Raw genomic sequence first — 21,400 nt, forward strand, 5'->3', positions numbered from 1 at the left:
ATCACAAAGATACCCGATCCTGATATAGTCTCTATATCGAAAGGGCCAACAGCCAGCCCACCGTTCGCAAGAGGCCTGCATCTATGACACCAGATCAGCACCAAATACGGGAAGGATTTGCAGGGCAACGATCCGCCGTTTTGCCTCGCTCGGTTGTGGCAACCTGGCTCGCCAATGACCCACTGTTTGATATGGTCCCCAGCGATGTCGGCCTTTTCCCTGAAGCACAATGGCACTATGTCGACCGCCCCAAAGGCTCGACCCAGTTGATCCTCATCTATTGCGTATCGGGCGAAGGATGGGCAACCATCGCGGACCACACCTTCCGCATCCATGCCGGGCAAGCCCTGCTTGTTCCCCCCGACACACCCCATCTTTATGGCGCGGACCAGCATAATCCATGGACCATCTACTGGATTCACCTTGCGGGCAGAAAAACACGCAGCCTCTTACAGCTTCTCGATCTGGATCCGGCATCCCTGATGCTCTATCCTGGTCATGACCCTGCCTTGCCCTCGCTTTTCGAACGCATTCTCTATCTCCTCGATAGCGGCTATTCCGACGAAAGCTTGCGTCTCGCCTCAATGGCGACGCATCAGATGGCAACGCATCTGGTTTCCATACGCCACAGACAGCCACACGGCGAAGATAGCCACCGCGCCAACATCAAAAGCGTCATCGACTTCATGAACAAGGCACTGGACAAAAAATTGACGTTGGAAGAACTGGCCGCCCATGCCAGCATGTCCAAGTCGCATTTCACCTACATTTTCAAGAAGCGTACGGGCTTCGCCCCGCTTGACTATTTCCTGCGCCTGAAGATGCAGAGGGCCTGCTATCTGCTCGATACAACAGACCTTCCGGTCAAAGTCATAGCCATGCAGCTTGGCTTTGATGACTCACTCTATTTTTCGCGACGCTTCCGCCTGATACACAATTGCTCGCCCATCCAGTATAAGGCCGTGCAGAAGGGTTGATGTCATCCAATCCTGCTCTCTCTTGATACAATAAAAGCCGGAATGGCAATCCACTCCGGCTTAGAGGCTTTCACCAAGGGCGATACCCCTATTTCTCGAGAGACGCGCAAAAGGCTTCGAATTCTGCCCCCGTTGCATAGGATTTCTGCGTGCCCTGTCGCGTAATGGAATCTGCTGCATAGCGCACGGACATGGAAAGCGCCGCTTCGAGATCCTTGTCGCGGGTATAGAAATGCGCAAAACAGCCAATGAAGGCGTCGCCAGCTCCCGTCGTATCCTTCGGTGTCACGGTAATGGGAGCAAAATGCTTGCGCCCTTCTTTGGTGACCAGCAGTGCACCCTTTGACCCGAGCGTGACAATCACCGTCTTGATCCCCTTGGCCATGAGGCTGCGGGCGGCTGCTTCCGCACTGTCCTCATCACTCACCGTCATACCCGTCAGCAATTCAAGCTCGCTTTCATTGGGTACCAGATAGGTCACATCGGTGATACGGGAGGCATCAAGATCCGGTTGTGCCGGAGCAGGGTTCAGCAGGGTTGGAATGCCGTGCTTCGCACCAAAGGCGATGGTGTGATAGATCGTCTCCAGCGGCACTTCCAGCTGCATGACGATGAGATCACACTGCTTAAGTTCTTCTGCCGCCTTGTCAACTTCCTCGGGGGTCAAATGCTCATTGGCCCCTTTCACGATCAGGATGCTGTTTTCGCCCGATTCCTCCACGAAGATTGGCGCAACACCTGAAGAGGTGCCCGGCACGCGCACCACATGGCGCGTATCGACGCCCAGTGTCTCAAGATTGTTGATGGTATTGTCGGCAAAGATATCATCCCCCACCCGCGTGACCATCATCACGTCGGCCCCCAGTTTGGCGGCGGCCACAGCCTGATTGGCTCCCTTGCCACCACATCCGAGACTGAAGGATGGCGCTTCCAGCGTTTCGCCCGGCCCGGGCATGCGGGTGACATAGGTGATCAGATCGACCATATTGCTGCCAACGACAGCGACTTTTCCTGACATGGTTCTCTTCCCTTGATTAGCCTTTGTTATGGCCACCGTATGCGAGATCAGAGCGCGTGAATATGCGCTTCTGCCGCCTCGGCTTCCTCTCCTGTTACATACCCCAGACGAACCTTGAAGCTGGCCGCCTCACCGCTGGCGAGCTGGCGCACATTGCCCTTTGCCTTCTCGGCCAGATAGCCCTCTGGCTCACAGGTAGATGGCAGCGCGAAGGCAGCCACCTGCTGGTCCGCATTCACCAAAATCCAGCGTACGGTCTTGGGAAAATCATTCCGGTTATAGGCAATCTTAAAGCCGTCGCCCTCGCGCCGACGCATCAGCGATGCCGTGTTGCCATAACCATCGGCTCCCACGCCACGCACATAGAGCACCTGCTCGGGATTGTAGCGCTCCGGTTCATCCAGCACTTCCAGCCCCGTCGGATCCTTGGCAAGTGAATCGATAAAGGCCAGATAGTCCGGCGTGGTCTGCACATGGCCCGGCACGGCGGTGCGAACCACCGTCCGATCAGGCGTAAAGGGAGCGGGCTGAATGATCTTGGCCCCTTCGCAATAAGCGAAGTTGACATGACACATATACATGAGATCCATCGGCGCCCCACCGACATTCTGCACATCCATGCACATGTCAAACAGGGTCTTGCCGGGACGCAAGATCACCTTGGGGTGAGCGATATAATGATCCCCGAAGCCCATGACATATTCAGCAGTGCCCGTCACTGCCATATAGAGCCCCTCGTCATCTTCGCCGATTTCCAGCCCCGCACAATCGAGCGCAGCCACAGGCATTTCGCCATGCAGCGCGTGAGTATCATCGGGCGATGGGCAGCCATTGCGCAACAGGCCAGAATGAAAGGCAAAGCACCCATAGGTGCCCGCAATGTCATGGGCCGGACGCGGCATGGAGAACATGTTTTTCATGGTCAAGTCGACGCCGTCAAACACCGCGTCCCAGATCATTTGCCCATAGAAAGGCAGGATGACCAGATGGCCTCTGGCGTTGCTGATACGCAATCCCTCGATGCCGCTGTCATAGCGGAAGGTGGACGCGCTCAATTCATCGCAGTTGGCTACCGTCTGCTCATGGGCGGCGAAGTCGACTTTGCGAAGGGTGATCTTTACCGGTTCCATGGTATTTCCTCCGTCTTGTCCGAAGCTCTTTGTTCTGAAGAACAGGCCCCGGCTTGATTGTGATCCAAAAGACCGCCGCGCCAGAGGCTGCGACGGTCATAGATTGCTCTACCGGGCGCGGTTCTTCCAGGCATTGATGGCAATGACCAGCAGCAGGAAGGCCCCCCAGATGAAGTCGATCAGATGGTTACTGAAGCGCAGGATCTGGAACCCACTGGAAAGCAGCATCAAGGCCACCACGGCAATCGACACACCGGCCACCGTTCCCTTGCCACCGGCAGGGTTTGTACCGCCGAGCACGGAAATCAGCACCGCTTGCAGCAAATAGGATGTGCCATAATCCGACTTGGCCGCATTGGTCCGTCCCGACAGGATGATGCCCGCCATGCTGGCCAGCACGCCAGACAACATGTAGCTGTAAAGGATCATGCGCGACTTCTTCAAACCAGCAAAGACGGCCGCCCGCGGGTTGGAGCCGATCAACATCAGGTTGACGCCCAACGTCGTCCGCGTCAGCAAGAAGGCAACCATGCCAGCCACCAGCAGGAACAACAGGAACGGCACCGCAATTCCAAACAGCTTGCCATTGCCAAGGAAGGCCCATGCATCAGGAAAACCAACGATGGCAGGACCGCCGGTCAGCACCAGACACAAGCCGATAAAGACCTGCCCCGTGCCAAGTGTCGCCAGAATGGGAATGATATTGAGCTTGGTTATGAGAAACCCGTTGATGGCCCCGGCCACAAGCCCTACCCCCAGCGAGAGGCAAACACCCAACATCACCATCGGCACGCTCTGTTCCATGCCCAGATCCCGGGTGAGATAGTGAAACAGCACACCTGAGAGAATGCCGGACAGGTTGGCAATCCCGACAACCGAGAGATCGATCCCGCCGGTCAGCATCGCAATCATCATCGCGATGGACAACAGGCCCAACTCGGGGAACAGATAGGTGATGGATTCAAAGTTATAATAGCGCAGGAACTTGTCCGGGCTAAGAGCCGTCATGATGATGAAGATCAGAACGGTCATCATGATCAATTGCAGAATATTATTGTCGCGATTGACCATGTTGCGAAAATCGAGGGAGAATTTCATGTTCTATTTCCTCATACATTCCGTTTGCGATCACGCCATGCAGTCATGGCTGTCGCAATAACGATGACGATACCGACCACAACACGCTGCCAGGTCGTTTCCACCTTCATGATGATCAGGCTGTTCTTGACCATGACCAGCATGAACACGCCAAGCATGGTGCCCAGCACCGAGCCGCGTCCGCCGAAGATACTCGCCCCGCCCAGCACGACGGCGGCAATCACATCCAGCTCAAGACCGACGAAATCGCGCGGGTTGGCCAGCCAGATCATGCCGCTATGCAACAGACCGCCGAAACCAGCCAGCATGCCGGCAAAGCAATAGATGAAGAAGATTGTCTTGCGCACATCAAAGCCAACGCGTTTGGCCGCTTCCTCGTCGCCCCCCAGCGCATAGACGCTGCGTCCGATCATCGTATAGCGCAGCACCAGATGCACGATGATCGCCAGCCCCACATAGATCAGCACCATGGCCGTTAGACCGAAATGGGTGCCATCAGGTTTGGTCATGGAGATGACTTCGGTCTTGGCGAAATCAATCAGCGCGTCCGGCATCTTGTTGATGTTGATCATACTGGTGCCGACAATCCCGAGCAGGAAACCACGCACCATGCTGCCGGTGCCCAGCGTCACGATCAGCGGGATCATGCGGAACTTGTAGACAAAGAAGGCATTGAGGCAGCCAAACAGCATGCCCATCGTAGCCGCTGCAATGAAAGGCAGGATTACCCCGTCATAGCCCAGATAGATCATCCCCTTGACGGTAAGATACATCGCCGCCACGGCAAAGGCCGGGAAGGACACGTCAATGCCACCCGAGATCATGATGATCAACACCCCGAGCGCCATGATGCCAACGATGACATTGCTGCGCAAAAGCGAGAAAATATTATCCAGCTGCCAGAAGGCAGGGTTGATCAGTCCGATCACGATCATGGCAAACAAAAGGATGGCCGCTATGACAAATTCTGATCTTTTGAAGAGTTTCATGGCCTTGTCCTTACGTGAACGACTTCAGCTGATCGCTGATCACATCTTCGATGATGGCATCGCCTTCAAGCTCGTCGACGAAACGCCCACGATGCATGAGAATGACGCGGCTGCAATTCTGGGCCAGTTCCAGAACATCGTCCGAGATCATCAGAACGGCGAGGCCGTGATTATCGACCAGTTCGCGGATCTTCTTGTGTATCTCGGCCTTGGACCCCACATCGACGCCAACCGTCGGCCCGTTGAGGATGAGCACCTTGGCATCGGTCAACAGCCAGCGACCGAGCACCACGCGCTGTGCATTGCCACCGGACAATTCACCCACCTGCTTTTCGGCACTGGGAGTGGCGATCTGCATGGACGCAATCGTCTCATCGGCCACCCGATCCACTCGCTGAATATCAATGATCCCGCCCTTTGCCAGCGTCTCCAGCGACGTCGCGATAATGTTGCGCTTGATCGATTGCGTCATGAACAGACCTTCAGAAAGCCTGTCTTCGGGCACATAGGCAATGCCCTCGGCAATCGCATCCTGCACACTCTGAAGCGCAATCGGCTTGCCATCAACCTCTACAGTGCCACTCTCTGGTGGCAGCATGCCAAACAGGCTGAGCGCCAGCTCTGTGCGGCCTGACCCCAAAAGCCCTGAAAGCCCGACAATCTCACCCGAATGAAGGGTCATGTCGATGTCCTGATAGTCGCCAGCAAGGCAAAGCCCCTGCACCTTGAGGCGCGGCATTTCGCTTGCATCCGGGCGGGCCCGACGGAAAGGCTCAATCTGGATATCCAGGCCCGTCATATGGCGGATCACAGAGGCTTCATCAAATTCGCTGGTTGGCCCTTCGGCCACTTTCGCGCCATTCCGGATAACCGTCAGGCGCTCGGAAATATCCAGCATCTCGCGCATCTTGTGGCTGACGAACAGAATGGCGATGCCGCGGCTCTGAATATCGCGCACAATACGGAAGAGCGTCTCCACTTCCTTGCCTGTCAGCGCGGTCGTCGGCTCGTCCATGATGATCAGCTTGGCATCAGACATCAGCGCACGGGCAATGGCCACCAGCTGCTTGCTGGATGTGGGCAGGCTTTCCACCTCGGCATCCAGATCGATATCCACGCCAAGACGCTCCAGCGCCTCATGGGCCAGTTTGCGCACACGACGCCAATTGACAAGCTTGGTCTTGGCCCGTAGCTCGGTGTTGAGGGCCAGATTTTCTGCCACGGTCAGATTTCCGAACAGGGAGAAATCCTGATAGATGACCTGAATGGCTCGGTTCACCGACTCGATCGGCGACAGGTTTTCTACCTTCTCCCCCTCGATGATGATCTCACCTTCGGTTGGCTGATAGACCCCGGATATAATTTTGATAAGAGTGGATTTCCCCGACCCATTCTCACCAGCAAGGCAATGGATTTCGCCTTTGTTGATGGTTAGGGAGACGTCATCCAGTGCACGCAAACCGAGAAATTGCTTCCCGATACTGCGCAGTTCAATGAACGCTTCAGACATGCTCGAACCAGGCGTTTGAGAATTTAACAATTGGTGTGAGAAGGGCAGCGCCAGGCGCTGCCCCGAAGGCGACATGATCAGAAGTTATATTTGTCCATGTTGTCCTTGGTCACACCGACCCAGCCTGCGCCATAGAGCAGGTTTGGCTGGTCTGCCACCGGAGTAATCAGATCGGTATAACCCGGCAGACCAAGATTGAGGCCAGCCTTGATTTCCGCATCTTTTTTCTCAAGCGCCATGACAGCAACGATGTTCATTGCATAGCCAGCAACGGCAGGATCCCAGAACTGGATATACTGGATATCGTCGTTAGCCAGATATTCACCAGCCACAGACACGAGGCCCGTGCCGGCAAAGAAGAGTTTGTCTTTGAGGCCACGTTCTGCGATCAGACGGCCAGCGCCGGCAGATGTAGGCATCGGGCCACCGACGATCCCTTTGAGATCTGGATAGGTGGTAAGCGTTTCTTTCAGCTTGTTATAGTCAGTATTGGCGTCGTCATAGGTTTCCAGACGCTTGGTGACCAGTTCCATTTTCGGGAAATTGGCTTTCTGATAATCGATCGCCCCGTCAATCCATTCATTCTGGGATTTGGACGTGAGGCTGCCAACGGTTGCGGCATATTTGCCTTCACCGCCCATATAACCACCAAGCACTTCCATCAGCTTGGCGCCATAAGCGTGGTTATCGAAGGCTTCCAGAACATAGTCCGCATTCTTGATGTTGGAAGCTTCATGGGCCACAACAACAATGCCGCGATCACGCGCTTTTTTCAAAACAGGCTCAACGGCTTCCACGGAAAATGGCACGATGGCAATGGCGTCCACGCCCTGAGCAATCAGGTTTTCGACGATTTGCACCTGAGCGGCCGCATCAGCCTGACTTGGGCCAAGCATCCATGTGTCATGGCCCGTTTCATCACCAAACTGCTTGACCCCGTCGCGCATGCGATCGAACCAGGCAATGCCGTCAACCTTGACGACCGTGGCAATGGAATATTCTTTCCCCGTTTCGCTCTTGTAAATATCCTTGCGCACCTGTGAGGTGTCGACAGGCCCCTCTGCAAGAGCAGGAGCGGCAACAAGCGCTGCCGCTACAAGAATTGATGAGAACAAAGACTTCATTGAATCCTCCCTTGGATTGTCCATGTCATCTATTCAGATAAGTGAGAGAATAACCGCGCGTTCCTCCAAACAGTCGCGGCTATCCGGTCCCGGCCTCAGCCGGTAACGATTGCGACGCTAGCACTGGCTCCCAGCCGAGAGGCGCCCGCCTCAATCATTTTCAGGGCATCGGCATGTGTGCGAACACCCCCGGACGCTTTCACGCCCATTTCTTCCCCGACTTCAGCGCGCATCAGGGCCACATCCTCGGCCGTGGCCCCTCCGCTCATGAAACCGGTGGAGGTCTTGACGAAATCAGCGCCAGCTTGTTTAGAAAGCTGGCAGGCCAATCTCTTTTCTTCATCACTCAGAAGGCAGGTCTCTATGATCACCTTGAGCTTTGCTTCGCCACAGGCTTTTTTGACCTCGGCAATATCGTTCCTCACATAGTCGACATCCCCGGCCTTCAGCTGGCCGACCGGGATCACCATATCAACCTCTCCGGCTCCTTCGGCAACCACCCAACGGGCCTCGGCGCATTTGAGCACAGTCGGGATCGCACCAAGTGGAAAGCCGATAACCGAACATGTCACCACATCACTGCCCGCCAATAATTTGGCGACCTGAGGAATATTGACCGGATTAACACAAACCGAGCAAAAGCCGAATTCCAGAGCTTCCTTGCAGATCTTCTCAACCTCTTCAGGCGTTGCCTGTGGCGCCAGAATGGTGTGATCGATATATTTGGCCAGGGTCTCGGAGGTTAAATCAGAGGCAAGGGTAGTCATGGAATCTGCTCCTGTTATTCAACATATGAAAACAAGGTTTTGTTAATCAATGTGACTATTGTAACATTTGTTGAAAGCATATTCACATATTGACGCCCTTTCTGTCAAATTGTAAAAGATAGTTGTGACAAGTTTTTCATAATCACAGGATGGCGTAACACGAAAATTTCGTTATAAGAGGGTCACCTCACAAAACCGAAACGATTCAGTACGCAGATTGCAAGGCTTATGACGATGCAGAGCCGCAGAAAAACGAGGCTTGATAAACTGGAAAAAACGCTCGATGAAGGGCGCGCGCTTCACTTGCGTGATGCAGCCTCGATGCTCGGTGTTTCTGAAATGACCGTCCGACGCGACATCGCTTCAAGTGATGAGCGCTTCTCTTTTCTGGGTGGGCATATTGTCATTTCCGGCGAACAACCCTCAGGCAAGGGTTATTTTCTGCACCGGGAGAATGCCACCAATGTTCAAGCCAAAAAGGCATCCTGCCAGAAGGCAATCGATCTCATTCAGCCCGGCGATGTTGTCTTTCTCGATTGCGGCACCACCTTGCCCTATATCGCCGAATCCCTCGGCGACAGAGGGCCTTTGACCGTCATTTGCTACTCGGTCAATATCGCCGAAATCGTCTGCAAGCAGCCCAATCTGAAAGTCATCCTGCTGGGCGGAGAATATCACCCCTCCTCGGCATCCTTCGCCAGCGAAGAAGCGCTGGTGATGCTCTCCAATCTAGGCATCAACAAAGCCTTCCTTTCAGCAGGCGGCCTGCATGCCCAACATGGGCTGAGTTGTTCCAATTTCCATGAGGTCCGTATCAAGCAGATGGCCATGAGCCGCGCTGTGACCAACATTCTGGTGATGGATTCCAGCAAGATAGGCAAGGTGAAGGCCGCGCCCTTTGCGCCATCAAACGCCATTGACTTTCTGGCAACCGATGATGACATCAGTACCGAGCAACGGTCTCTGCTCATGGATGCCAATGTCGAGTTGGTTCCCTGAAGGGGCCATCCCGCGCATATACCCTCAGCTATTTCCAAAGGCTTTCATCTCGTCCCAATCGCGCCTTATTCCGCTCACTTGTTTGATCCAGCAGCAAAACATCAAAGCTTTTTCTTCTGTTAACAAACATAGTTAATAGCTTATTAAATTCTGCAGTGTTTACTGAGCGGCAAAGCCAGACAAAAGTCTGAATCGAAATTTGCCCTCGACAAGCCATCGCCAGGACCTGCAGGACCATGCACACAAGCGCAAAAATCACAGCACTCCTCTCGACGCTTGCCCTGCTTGCCGGCTGCGGAACATCCAGTAAACTCAACCGCATCCAGGCAACAAAGATGGTGCCATCAAGCGAAGCGTTCCTGTTTACCCCACCCGGTGGCCCTGCCATTGTCGGGGTTTTGCAGACAGACTATTCCAACGGCACCGAACAGCAGATCACTCTGGCGACCAGTTCAGGTGTTCCGGGCGAAAACTATGCCAACGTCAAGCTGGTGATCGCTTCCGGCGTCAATCAGGCTTCGCTGCCCAACGCATCAACCGCCTACTCCGACACCCGCAGCATTCAAAGAGAGCTGCGCGCGGAGTTCCCGTCCATGCGGATGACGCCATCCTCGCTGTTCCTGCAAAACAATTACGGCCCCTTCAGTTACGCAGTTGGCCAAGCCGCCACGGGCGATACCTGCCTTTACGGCTGGCAGCAGATCCGCAGCCGCACGGAAGATCGCGCCCTGTTCCGCAACAATGGCATAGTGCAGATCCGCTTGCGCATGTGCGACAGCAAGGCAACCGAGAAACAGCTTCTTTCGCTGATGTATGGTTACACAATCGCAACAAGCTATTCCGGACGCTTTTGGAACCCCTATGGCGAACCACAGACACCAGACAGTGCACTGGGAGAAACCGGCAGCCCGATTTATCCACCAGACGGTGTTGGTAGCTTCTCGCTGGCTTCGGCGCCCGCTCCCAGAAGAACCAAAGCCCCGAGAACTACGCCCGTCGCCAAGACCCCGGAAGACCGTCCATTGATTCTGGACCCACCTGTTACTCCGCAGCCCTCTGGTAGCAGCGAGTCAGCACAAGAGAACGCGCCAATCGTTCCGTTGCCTCCCTTGACGTCGGTTATCCAGCAATCAACAGACAATTGACTGGCTTGAATTCACGCCTGCCACACGCAAGCCGTCTGGTATAGACTGGGAAGGGTAAAGTGTCGCGATTCTGCGGCGCTTCGGATCTCATCGCAGAAACATTTAGACATCATAAATTCGTGATTTCAGTTAGTTATCCACCAAATGTAGAACAGCTCCAATGGTGGGCAGCATCAGGAATCGACGAAAGTTCAATTTAAATTTACCTCTGCGCGTTAAGGCTTTCCTCAAAAGGAGCCGCATATGTCCCTGTATAAAATCCAGGTCTTCTTCGTTTGGGTGTTGTCAGTTGTTGCATTTCTGATCATCACAACGATGCCGATCAACCTGCAGACACAGCTCATCTGCAGCCTTGTCGTCTTTACGCTCATGGCTATTTTGAAGCTGCTCAAGAAGAACGGCTCTCTGCGCATCATCTCGCTGACATTCGGCCTCTCCATCATTGCGCGCTATGTCTTCTGGCGCACAACGGAGACCATTCCCTCTCCGAACCAGATCGAGAACTTCATTCCAGGCTTGCTGCTCTATATCGCGGAAATGTACAATGTGCTGACGCTGCTCCTCAGTCTGTTTGTGGTCAGCCGTCCTTTGCCTTCCCGTCCGTCCTGCGAATTGCCTAGCCACAACCGCTTGCCGACGGTTGACGTGTTTGTCCCCAGTTACAATGAACCAGCCGATATTCTCGGCAACACGCTGGCAGCAGCCAAGGCCATGGATTATCCGGCGGAAAAAGTCACCGTCTGGTTGCTCGATGATGGCGGCACGCTCGAAAAGCGCAATTCAAGCGATATTCTCAAGGCCAATGCCGCCAGGAAGCGTCACGAGGACTTGCAAAAGCTCTGTGCCGAACTGGACGTGCGCTACCTGACACGCGAGCGCAACGAACATGCCAAGGCAGGCAACCTTAACTATGGATTGGAGCATTCCACGGGTGATCTCGTCGCGATCTTTGATGCCGACCACGCACCGGCACGCGAATTCCTCACTGAAACCGTGGGTCATTTCTCCAAGGATTCCAAGCTGTTTCTGGTACAGACACCGCATTTCTTCATCAACCCGGATCCGCTTGAGCGCAATCTGAAGACCTTCTCCTTCATGCCCAGTGAAAACGAGATGTTCTACGGCATCATCCAACGTGGGCTGGACAAGTGGAATGCATCTTTTTTCTGCGGCTCTGCTGCCGTTCTGCGCCGCGAGGCCCTGGAAGAAACCGGCGGCTTTTCGGGCAAAACAATCACCGAAGACTGCGAAAGCGCGCTCTCGCTACACGCCAAGGGCTGGAACAGTGTCTATATCGACAAGCCTCTGATCGCAGGATTGCAGCCAGCAACCTTTGCCAGCTTCATCGGCCAGCGCAGCCGCTGGGCGCAGGGCATGATCCAGCTCATGCGCTATAACTTTCCGCTCTTCAAATCGGGGCTCTCGCTGCCACAAAGGCTATGTTATCTCTCATCGATGATGTTCTGGTTCTTCCCGATCTCACGGACCATCTTCCTGTTTGCCCCCTTCTGCTACATCTTCTTTGATCTCAAGATTTTCGAGGCCTCCGGCGGCGACTTCATGGCCTATACACTGGCCTATATGCTGGTGAACCTGATGATGCAGAACTATCTCTACGGGTCTTTCCGCTGGCCTTGGATTTCCGAACTGTATGAATATTCACAGACGATCCATCTGCTGCCCGCGGTCTTGTCCGCGATCATCAACCCGTCCAAACCCAGCTTCAACGTGACAGCAAAGGATGAGAGCATCACATCCAACCGGCTTTCCGAGATCAACCGGCCGTTTTTCGTTGTCTTTTTTGCCATTTTGCTAGCGGTTGCCTTTTCCATCTACAAGATTTACGCCGAGCCCTACAAGGCAGACGTGACCCTCGTCGTTGGAGGCTGGAACATTTTCAACCTCATCCTTGCGGGATGCGCTCTGGGTGTGGTTTCCGAGCGCGGCGAAAGGCAGGGCGCAAGACGCATTTCGGTGTCCAGAAGCTGCGAGTTTCTTTATGGCGACAGTTGGCACGAATGCTCCATCGACAATGTCTCCATTCACGGCGCTGCACTGCATATCTATGAACCGGACTTCCCGGAAATCAAACGCGATGCCATTGGCAAGATCCGCTTCACCAAGCATGACGGTGAGAATAAAGCATCTCTGAGCATCAAGGTGCGTAACGTCAGACAAAGCGGAGACAGGCTCATTCTTGGCAGTGCTTTCAAGCCAGAAAGCCCCAAGGACTATTCCGCCATTGCTGACCTTGTGTTCGCCAATTCCAGACAGTGGACAGATTTCATGCGCAGCCGCCGAAAAAATCCGGGTATCGTAAGCGGAACAGTGTGGTTCCTTGCTCTTTCGCTCCGGCAGACATTGCGCGGATTTGAGTATCTCATCAAGGGCTCGATCTCAGGCTCAAAAGAGAAAAATCTGGCCGAAAATGAAGGGAGGAAAGCATGATGAAATCCATTCTGCTCGCCCTGATGCTGTTTGCCCTGCCTGCGGCTAACAGCTTGGCTGATCCCCTGCCCTTCGATATGTCCACCGAGAATGCCGATCCGCGCGTGCAATCCTCTCCCGCTGCGCCATTGGCTGCAAGACCAGAAACGAGCGAAGAACAATCCCGCCAACTGGGTGAGGTTCTCACCCCCGACGCACCGGCAAAGTCCTCGGCACCGGCTTTAGCCGCCCCTGATGCCTCCTCTCCGGTCTCCTCAGCTTCAGAACCGTCGGCAACCATGACCGGCTTGGCATCACCGGGACAGATAAACCGCCGCTATTTGATTCCCGCAAACCAGTTGACCCTTAACGGAGAAATTGACCAGAAGGACTGGAGCCTGTTTCTCACCTCATGGCAGGCCACCAATGCAGAGAGTCTCTCACTGTCTTACCGAAACACGGTGGTGATCGCGCCGGAGAGTTCCCGCATGATCGTGAGCATCAACGACCATGTCGTCATAGAGGAACCCTTAAGGTCTCCAGCCAGCTTCACCAAGCTCACAGTGCCGCTGCCCGAGGGCCTGCTGCGCTATGGCGCGAACACCATTTCGGTTCGGGTGGCACAGCGCCATAGAACGGATTGCACGATCGATTCGACCTATGAGCTGGTAACGACCCTCAATGCACAAGGCAGCTATCTCACCTTGCCTGCATCCGAGCGCATATCCGATCTGGAGGCGATCCGCGCCATCGGGGTCGACGGAAATGGCGATACCCATTTTGAAATCAGCTCTCCGTCTATCAAGCAATCAACGGCTGTAGAGGATCTACTCTCTCTTGGTCAGGGGCTGGCCTTGCTGGCAGGCATGCCCAATCAAGACTTCGCCTTCAACCGCGATGCCCTGCCGGTTTCCGGGCCGGGACGCCTTGGTGTTCTGGTGGGAACCGCCTCCGAGCTGGCTCCCATCGTACCCAATCTGCCGCAGGCAGCCCGCGTCGGTCAGCTGGCATCCATGCTGCGCGTCACCCCAGATAGCGCGCCCATTCTGGTCATAAGCGGCCCAGACTGGGCCAGCATCAGCTCCGCCATCGGCAAGATTGTCGCCCCCCTAAGCGAGGCATCCGTTGATCAGCGCGCCGGTTTGCAAAATAGTGGCTGGACCGGACCGGACCTGCCGGTCATCTTGTCGGACAGCCAGTTCAGCCTTTCCGATCTGGGTCTAAAAACGCAGGAATTTAGCGGCCGTCGCTTCCAGACAACCTTCTCGATCATGCTGCCGGGTGACTTCTACGGCCGGGCCTCAAGCGAATTCACGATCCTGCTGGACGCAGCCTATGCGCCGGATGTTCTGCCGGGCAACCACATCACTGTTTTCGTCAATGGCGAAGTGGCTTCCGTGGTGCAGATCAACAATCGCCATGGCGGCATCTTCAAGCATTTTCCGGTCAGCGTGACCATGCGTCACTTCAAGCCGGGGCGAAACACCATTACCCTGAGCGCAGAGCTCTCGACCAACCAGGATGCGGTTTGCGCGCCCGGTGAAAATAATACGCGCGAACCCCGGTTCGCCCTATTCAACACAACGGAAATACAGATCGAGAAATTCGCCCGGGCTGGCCAGTTTCCAAATCTCGCAGCAACCGCGCGCACCGGCTTCCCCTATACCAAAGACGAGAAGAGCATTTCTCTCTTTCTCGAGCCTGTCGGACCGGAAACCATGTCGTCCGCAGCAACGGTATTGGGAAAAATGGCGCTTTCCTCTGGCCATGCGCTGGGCGTAAAGCCCAAGACGTCTCTTCGGGCCATCGGTGAAGAAGACACAATTTTCGTGGCTCCGATTTCCCAGATTCCGCGCAGTTTTCTTGATCGCTTCCACATAGCGCCGGATGCCAGCGAAACCTGGAACCAGATTGCAGTCACAGGAACAGAAGAAGCCGATACCACCAAACAGTTCAGCGAATGGCAAGATCGCATCTCCAGCGAGGGACTATTGGGTTATCTGGAAAGGGCCGGTTCTTGGCTGCATGACCGCTTTGGCCTGACGACAGACGAGTTGGAGCTCTTCAAGGATATCAAGGAATCTTTCATGCCCACCCCCAGCGACATCCTGCTACTGGCGCAGAATACAAGCTTCGAGGGCAAGGGCAACTGGACCCTGATAACCGGCCCCACAGTGCAGAATCTCGCCTTGGGCAATGCCCTCATCGCAAGCCAGTCTCGTTGGGAAAATCTCCAAGGCTACCTGACAGCACTGACACCGGACCGGATGGTTTCCCGCCTTGATCCCAACCCGACCTTACACCTGTCAGACCCTTGGGATATTCGCAATCTCAGGTTGGTCATAACCGATTGGCTTTCACATAACAGTCTTGTCTATGTCGGCCTCCTCATTCTCGCCGCCATCTTCCTTGCCCTTTCATGGGGTGCGTTGCTCAAACGCTCTGGGAGACGGGAATGAAACCCCTGATGACCGTTCTTTTGGCAGCCATCGTTCTTTGCACCGCGATGACGACCGGGTTCGCACAGGACCGGGGCGTTTCCAGCGCGAATTGGACGCTTTACAAGGCCCGGTTTCTGGCACCGAACGGTCGCATCATAGACAATGCAAACGGCAATATCAGCCATAGCGAGGGGCAGGGATACGGCCTGCTTCTGGCCTATCTCGCCAATGAACCGGCAGACTTCGAGCGCATCTGGTCGTTCACACAATCAGAACTGATGGTGCGCAACGACGGATTGGCCGCATGGCGATGGGATCCGGCCGTACGCCCCCATGTCACCGACATCAACAATGCCACAGATGGAGATCTGTTGATCGCTTATGCTCTGGCGCTGGCCGGTTTCTCATGGCAGAGCGAAGCCTATATGGATGCGGCAACCCGTATCGCCAAAACCCTTCTGGAACGCACGGTGATAGAGCATGGCAAGCAGAGCCTGCTTTTGCCGGGCGTTGAGGGATTCTCTGCCAAGGATCGCAAGGACGGTCCGGTTGTGAATCTATCATATTGGGTATTTGAAGCCCTACCGGTTATGAATGCGCTCGCGCCATCAGAGAAATGGCAGAGAGTCTATAACAGTGGCCTGCAACTGCTGGAAGCGACACAATTCGGACCCCGAAAACTGCCTTCCGACTGGATCAGTCTTGGCGGAAAAGAGCCGGTTCCGGCGGCAGGGTTTGACCCGCAATTCGGCTATAACAGCATCCGCATACCGCTCTATCTCATTCGCGCTGGCATCAAGGCGCCGGAGTTGCTTGAGCGCATCAAAAAAGGCATGACGTTTCAAGACCATATCCCTGCACTCGTCAATGTCGAAACAGGTGTTCAGCTCGAAAACCTGAAAGACCCCGGATATCAAATCATTAACCATATCATGGCATGTTCGAATATGGACAACACCAATCCGACCGTGTCGAGGGATTTCCACCCAGAGTTCTATTATCCTTCTACACTCCAGTTACTTGGCCTGGCCTATGTGAAAGAGAAGCGTTCAGAGTGTCTCGTAAGCCGATCATCATCATCGCCTCGCTAGCAGCGATTGCAGCCATTGCGACAGAGTTGGAGATTCCCAAACTCTCGCCTGCTCTTGCTGCCTTCAAGCAGGATGCATCAACCCCCAAGGATGCCAACGCTCCTTTTGTGCTGTCAAATGCACAAATGCAAGTGCAGCCGGAGCTTTCGCCGCAGAGCGCGCCATCTGAAAGCGAAGCATCTGAAAGAGACCGGCCAGCGGCTTCTGCCAATCCGGTAAAAACCCGCCTGAACGCAATCAGCAATGCCATTCCGGCCCAAGCCAGCCCCAAACCGTCCCTGACGGTCACGCAAGCTGAAACCAGCGAACAAGAGGCAGCAGGGGGCGCACGCAGCCAACAGACCGAGGTGGATGAAAGCGCCCTGCGCTATTTTGCCAGCAAGGGAGACACCAAGCGCTTGAAGGCGGAGATTTCCCGCTTGCAGTTGCTTTATCCCAACTGGGTACCACCGGAAAATCCCCTGGCCATGGCGAACGAACCCGGCGGTGAGTCAGATGCCTTCTGGTCTCTCTATGCCGAGGGAAAATTCGCTGAATTGCGCGCTGAGATCAAGACGCGGCAGGAGCAGGAACCCGGCTGGCAGCCCCCCGAGGAGCTGATCGGTCTGCTGGATCTGGCTGAGAAGCGCAACCGGATCGTCAACAGCTCCGAACTCAAACAATATGACCAGGTCATCAAGATTGCCGCTGCCGAACCCAACCTGCTGACCTGCAGTGACGTCGACATCCTCTGGCGCGTCTCCGAGGCCTTTCTCAAGACAGACCGCCAACAGCGCGGCCTTGATGCCTATAACTACATTCTCAACACCTGTAGCAATCAACAGGAGCGTCTGGCCACCTTGCAAAAGGCTGCCGAGTTGCTGCCTTACGCGCCCATGCAAAGCCTCTTGGAATCCACCGATCCGAATGCTTTCAACGTGGCTGACTATCAAACCCTGATCGACAATCTGGCAAGGCGCTTTGTGGCCGAGGCCAACGAAGACCCTGACTTGCAGATTGATGATCGCTATGTCAACGCCATGCGTCAGATTGCCGATGGCGGCAAGAAAGCGTCCGATATCGCACTGATGGGTTGGTATCTCTGGCTGCATGACAGCAAAGACAAGGCCGAGCCCTATTTCCGTGCAGCTCGGGAGAAAGAAGACACGGCAGAAATATCTCAGGGTCTGGCTCTGGTCTTGCTATCGCAAGAAAAGCCCGAAGAAGCCGAAGAGGTCATGTATCCATGGCGCTCTGAGAGCCCGGACGCCATGCAGACCTATTTGGCGGCGGCCACCGAGCTGTTATCACAGGACCCGCCAAAGGCGCTTGAGCAAGACAAGCTGACCCGTATCGCAACCGTTACGGTTGAAGAGAAGAGCGCCAAGATAGCCCAGCAATTTGGTTGGTATGCACGCCATTTCAAGCAGCAGAAGACAGCCCTGCGATGGTTTGAAACCGCGCTTTCCTGGGATGAAGAAAGCGAACCCACCGCCTATGGTCTTGCGGTTACATTGGTTGATCTCAAGCAATGGAAGCGTCTGGCATCCATCCGCGAGAGTTGGCAAGAAACATCCGAACGCATCGCAGCGCTCAAACAGCCCACCGCGTCCGGCAGCGGCGCCGTTGCCGTCAATTGCCGCAACAACAGGCCCTCGGCAGCATCCTCAGCCAGAACAGCCATCAGTTATGGCTGGTGTTTCATGCGCATGGAGCGCGCACTGGAGGCGGCCAACAGCTTCGAGATCGCCTTAAACAAAGGCGTCTCCAGCGCACGCAGTGAAGCCGCCTATGGCAAATCGCTGGCCTATCTGCGCCTCGGTCTTGTCGATGATGCTGCCCTCACCGCCACCCGCGCTACGCTCAGCCAAAAACGTGCGCACGAGTTACAGGTTTCCATCCTGACACAGAGAGCCACGTCAGCCTTCAAGCTCGGTCATTACAGGGAAGCGATCCTCTATCTGGACCAGCGAGCCCAGCTTGGCCCGGAACCGGTGGATCTGATGCTGATGCGCGGCCATGCCTATCTCAAGCTCAAGCATATGGCACAGGCGATCCATATATTTGACGCACTGGCCGCAACCGGCAATCGGGATGCCATCCGCAGCCTGAATGAAGCAAGGCAGCAGGCCTCGTCGCAAGGATAAGCGCGAGAAATCCGCTCTCTGCAATATGGCATTTTGCGACAAAGAAGAAAAAGGGGCCGCGCAAAGCCGGTCCCTTTCCTCTATGCGCTACATTCAAGCTCCAACGCTAACCAGACCTATTTGGATGCAGTGGCAAAATCCGCATCAATGGAAGCTTCGCATGCCTTGATTTCCTTTTCAAAGCGCTCAAGCCAAGCCTTGCCATCTTCACCAGCCTGTTCGATGAAATAGTCTTTCACAGGCGCGGTTGCTGCCTGGAAGGCCTTTTTCTCTTCGGCAGTCGGTGTGTAGATCGTTCCTCCGGCCTTACGGAAGGTTTCATAAGCATCATATTCCTTCCACTTCGGATAGACCCGCAAGAACTGGTTCTGCGCAGCAACACCATCCAGAACGACCCGTTTCAGTGCATCGGGGAAACTGTTGAACCGATCATTATTCATGATCCAGACACCGCCCATATAGGCATGTCCGTCAAGAATGAGATATTTGAGGCTCTCCTCGAACTTCATCATCGTGATATCGACAATGCCATTCTTGGTACCATCGACAACGCCGGTTGAAAGGGCGGTATAGACCTCAGGCCAAGCAATCGGCGTCGGCGCTCCGCCCAGAGCCTTGACCAGCTCCTGCTGGATCGGCGCCGGAACCGTACGGATTTTCAGCCCCTTGATATCGTCTGGTGACTTGATCTGCTTGTCCGTGGTGGCAAAATTGCGCCAGCCACCGGAGTTGGACACCATCATCAGGCGCAGATTACCGGTCTGCTCAAGCACGTTGGCGCGTACATCAGAGAGAAAATCCTGATTGTCATAGACGCATTCGGCCACCCGGTCATCGCGCAGCATATAAGGTAGATCGAAGGCGCCAACCGGCCCCCAATAATTGGCCAGTTCCGGAATGGTCGTCTGGAAATAGTCGAATGTGCCCGCCTGCACACCGGAAAGGCATTCCCTTGCCGTGCTGCAAAGCTGACCGCTTGGATAGATATTGACCTTGATGGCCCCGTTGGAGTGGTTTTCGACGAAATTCTTGAACACCAGCAAAGATTGATGATTGTAGCTTTCAATGTTCGTCACATGCGGGACGGTCAGCTCGTAATCCGCTGCGTGAGCACCAGCAGACATCACCATCGCCGAAAGCAGTGACAGACCCAAAGTCTTCAATTTCATAAAATCCTCCTTGTGACAAATACACCAACCGGCCCGTCTCAACGAAAAGCCGATTGCCCCCTTAAAATCTTCCTTTCACATCATGCCCAACAATTTCGGAAGCCCTATGACAAGCGTTGGGAAAAATGAAATCACGAAAATAACCAAGGCCTCAATGGCCAGAAACGGAATGATAACACGGGATATCTTTTGCAGCGGCACTCCGGAAACCGCAGAGGCGACAAACAGAACCAGCCCCATTGGTGGTGTCGCCAAACCGATGGAAAGATTGACCACCATGACAACGCCGAAATGGACAGGATCAATCCCCACATGGGTCATGATGGGAGCTAGGATCGGTGCAAAAATAAGGATGGCTGGCCCTGCATCGAGAAACATCCCCACGAAAAACAGGAAGATATTCATGATGAAGAACAAGAGATAGGGATTATCGGTGACCGAATAGAAAAAGCGCGAGATCGTATCCGCGATCCCCGACAGGGACACCACCGATGCAAAGCCACTCGCCGCAGCTACGATAATGAGAATGGCTCCCGCATTCACCGCAATGCGCACAAACATCGGAAAGACATCCCTCAATTTCAGAATGCGCATGATGAAAACCGACAGGATGAAGGCGTAGAAGACCGCCACGGCCGCCGCTTCCGTGGGCGTGAAGATGCCACCATAGATGCCACCCAGAATGATCACCGGCGTCAAAAGAGGCAGCACCGCCGCCTTGAGCGCTGCCGACCGTTCGGCGGGCAAGGCCTTGTCGAACTGCTGCACCTGCGGATATTTCTTGATCTGCCAGCGATTGACCAGCATCAGCGCTCCGCACAACATGAGCCCCGGCACGATGCCCGCCATGAACATCGCCGCCACAGAGGTATTCATCACAAAAGCATAAATCAGCATGATGCCGCTTGGCGGAATGATGGTGCCCAGAACGGTCGCCGCCGCCGTGATGGCAGCCGCATAGGTCCGGTCATATTTGAAGCGCTCCATCTCCGGTATCATCATGTTGCCTATGGCAGAGGTTGCCGCCACCGACGAGCCGGTCAACGCACCGAAGATGGTTGCAGACAGAATGACCACATGCCCCAATCCACCACGATAGTGGCGCACCATGGTCTGGGAAAAGGAGATGATGCGCGTGGTAATACCGCCATTGACCATGAACTCGCCTGCCAGCATGAAGAAGGGCAAGGCAAGCAGCAGAAAATTGTCCATGCCCGCATACAGACGCTGATACAGCATGTTGAGAAACAACAATTTATCAGCCTGAAACAGGGCAATGACAGGGGACAGCCCCAGCGCAAAAAGAACCGGCAGGCCGATCAGCAGCAACAGCAGAAAATATAGGGCAAAAATCGGCGAAACCATGTGTAAAATCCTTGCGCAGCTCTC

General features: G+C 54.8%; 16 protein-coding genes. 7 read left to right on the forward strand and 9 right to left on the reverse strand.

The features are described 5' to 3' along the window. The first annotated feature begins 83 nt into the window (after positions 1-83). Entirely contained in the window at positions 84-977 is an 894-nt protein-coding gene (locus BM258_RS20280) for a helix-turn-helix domain-containing protein (protein WP_090075057.1), read from the forward strand. Between the two features lie 88 nt (positions 978-1,065). Here BM258_RS20280 and rbsK read toward each other — a convergent pair whose 3' ends face one another. From rbsK to deoC, 7 genes are all read right to left on the reverse strand, one after another. Further along, positions 1,066-1,995, reverse strand: a complete 930-nt coding sequence (gene rbsK / locus BM258_RS20285) for a ribokinase (RefSeq protein WP_090075058.1) — start codon at positions 1,993-1,995, stop codon at positions 1,066-1,068. Positions 1,996-2,042: 47 nt separating this feature from the next. Further along, positions 2,043-3,125: an aldose 1-epimerase family protein gene (locus BM258_RS20290; protein ID WP_090075059.1), complete on the reverse strand. Its 1,083-nt coding sequence runs from the start codon at positions 3,123-3,125 to the stop codon at positions 2,043-2,045. A gap of 108 nt (positions 3,126-3,233) precedes the next feature. Beyond that, positions 3,234-4,223, reverse strand: coding sequence for an ABC transporter permease (locus BM258_RS20295; RefSeq protein WP_090075060.1), 990 nt, complete (start codon positions 4,221-4,223; stop codon positions 3,234-3,236). 11 nt (positions 4,224-4,234) lie between these two features. Then, positions 4,235-5,212, reverse strand: a complete 978-nt coding sequence (locus BM258_RS20300) for an ABC transporter permease (RefSeq protein WP_090075061.1) — start codon at positions 5,210-5,212, stop codon at positions 4,235-4,237. A gap of 10 nt (positions 5,213-5,222) precedes the next feature. After that, on the reverse strand, positions 5,223-6,722 hold the full coding sequence (locus BM258_RS20305) for a sugar ABC transporter ATP-binding protein (protein WP_090075062.1): 1,500 nt from the start codon (positions 6,720-6,722) through the stop codon (positions 5,223-5,225). 77 nt (positions 6,723-6,799) lie between these two features. Further along, a complete protein-coding gene (locus tag BM258_RS20310; RefSeq protein WP_090075063.1) occupies positions 6,800-7,846 on the reverse strand; it encodes an autoinducer 2 ABC transporter substrate-binding protein in 1,047 nt (348 codons plus the stop codon). Between the two features lie 95 nt (positions 7,847-7,941). Beyond that, the gene (gene deoC, locus BM258_RS20315) at positions 7,942-8,613 is read right to left on the reverse strand and encodes a deoxyribose-phosphate aldolase (RefSeq protein WP_090075064.1); all 672 of its coding nucleotides are present in this window, start codon (positions 8,611-8,613) and stop codon (positions 7,942-7,944) included. A gap of 228 nt (positions 8,614-8,841) precedes the next feature. Between deoC and BM258_RS20320 the strand changes: the two genes are divergently transcribed. The 6 genes from BM258_RS20320 (at position 8,842) to BM258_RS20350 (ending at position 18,842) form a co-directional block, all read left to right on the forward strand. Continuing rightward, the gene (locus tag BM258_RS20320; protein ID WP_090075065.1) at positions 8,842-9,612 is read left to right on the forward strand and encodes a DeoR/GlpR family DNA-binding transcription regulator; all 771 of its coding nucleotides are present in this window, start codon (positions 8,842-8,844) and stop codon (positions 9,610-9,612) included. A 236-nt stretch (positions 9,613-9,848) separates the two neighbouring features. After that, positions 9,849-10,757, forward strand: a complete 909-nt coding sequence (bcsN, locus tag BM258_RS20330; protein ID WP_090075067.1) for a cellulose biosynthesis protein BcsN — start codon at positions 9,849-9,851, stop codon at positions 10,755-10,757. A 243-nt stretch (positions 10,758-11,000) separates the two neighbouring features. Further along, positions 11,001-13,205 (forward strand): UDP-forming cellulose synthase catalytic subunit, encoded by a 2,205-nt coding sequence (gene bcsA / locus BM258_RS20335; protein ID WP_090075068.1) that lies wholly within the window; start codon positions 11,001-11,003, stop codon positions 13,203-13,205. Continuing rightward, positions 13,202-15,643: a cellulose biosynthesis cyclic di-GMP-binding regulatory protein BcsB gene (locus BM258_RS20340; protein WP_090075069.1), complete on the forward strand. Its 2,442-nt coding sequence runs from the start codon at positions 13,202-13,204 to the stop codon at positions 15,641-15,643. Before bcsA ends, BM258_RS20340 begins: the two co-directional genes overlap by 4 nt. Then, entirely contained in the window at positions 15,640-16,716 is a 1,077-nt protein-coding gene (locus tag BM258_RS20345; protein ID WP_090075070.1) for a family 8 glycosyl hydrolase, read from the forward strand. The genes BM258_RS20340 and BM258_RS20345 overlap by 4 nt, the downstream gene beginning before the upstream one ends. Next, entirely contained in the window at positions 16,680-18,842 is a 2,163-nt protein-coding gene (locus BM258_RS20350; RefSeq protein ID WP_090075071.1) for a tetratricopeptide repeat protein, read from the forward strand. Before BM258_RS20345 ends, BM258_RS20350 begins: the two co-directional genes overlap by 37 nt. Positions 18,843-18,958: 116 nt before the next feature. Here BM258_RS20350 and BM258_RS20355 read toward each other — a convergent pair whose 3' ends face one another. Then, positions 18,959-20,011 carry a TRAP transporter substrate-binding protein gene (locus tag BM258_RS20355; protein WP_090075072.1) on the reverse strand — a complete coding sequence of 351 codons (1,053 nt, stop codon included), beginning with the start codon at positions 20,009-20,011 and terminating at the stop codon, positions 18,959-18,961. Between the two features lie 75 nt (positions 20,012-20,086). Continuing rightward, positions 20,087-21,376, reverse strand: coding sequence for a TRAP transporter large permease (locus BM258_RS20360; RefSeq protein WP_090075073.1), 1,290 nt, complete (start codon positions 21,374-21,376; stop codon positions 20,087-20,089). Between the last annotated feature and the right edge of the window lie 24 nt (positions 21,377-21,400).

This window comes from Cohaesibacter marisflavi (genome assembly GCF_900115225.1).
Taxonomy (GTDB): domain Bacteria; phylum Pseudomonadota; class Alphaproteobacteria; order Rhizobiales; family Cohaesibacteraceae; genus Cohaesibacter; species Cohaesibacter marisflavi.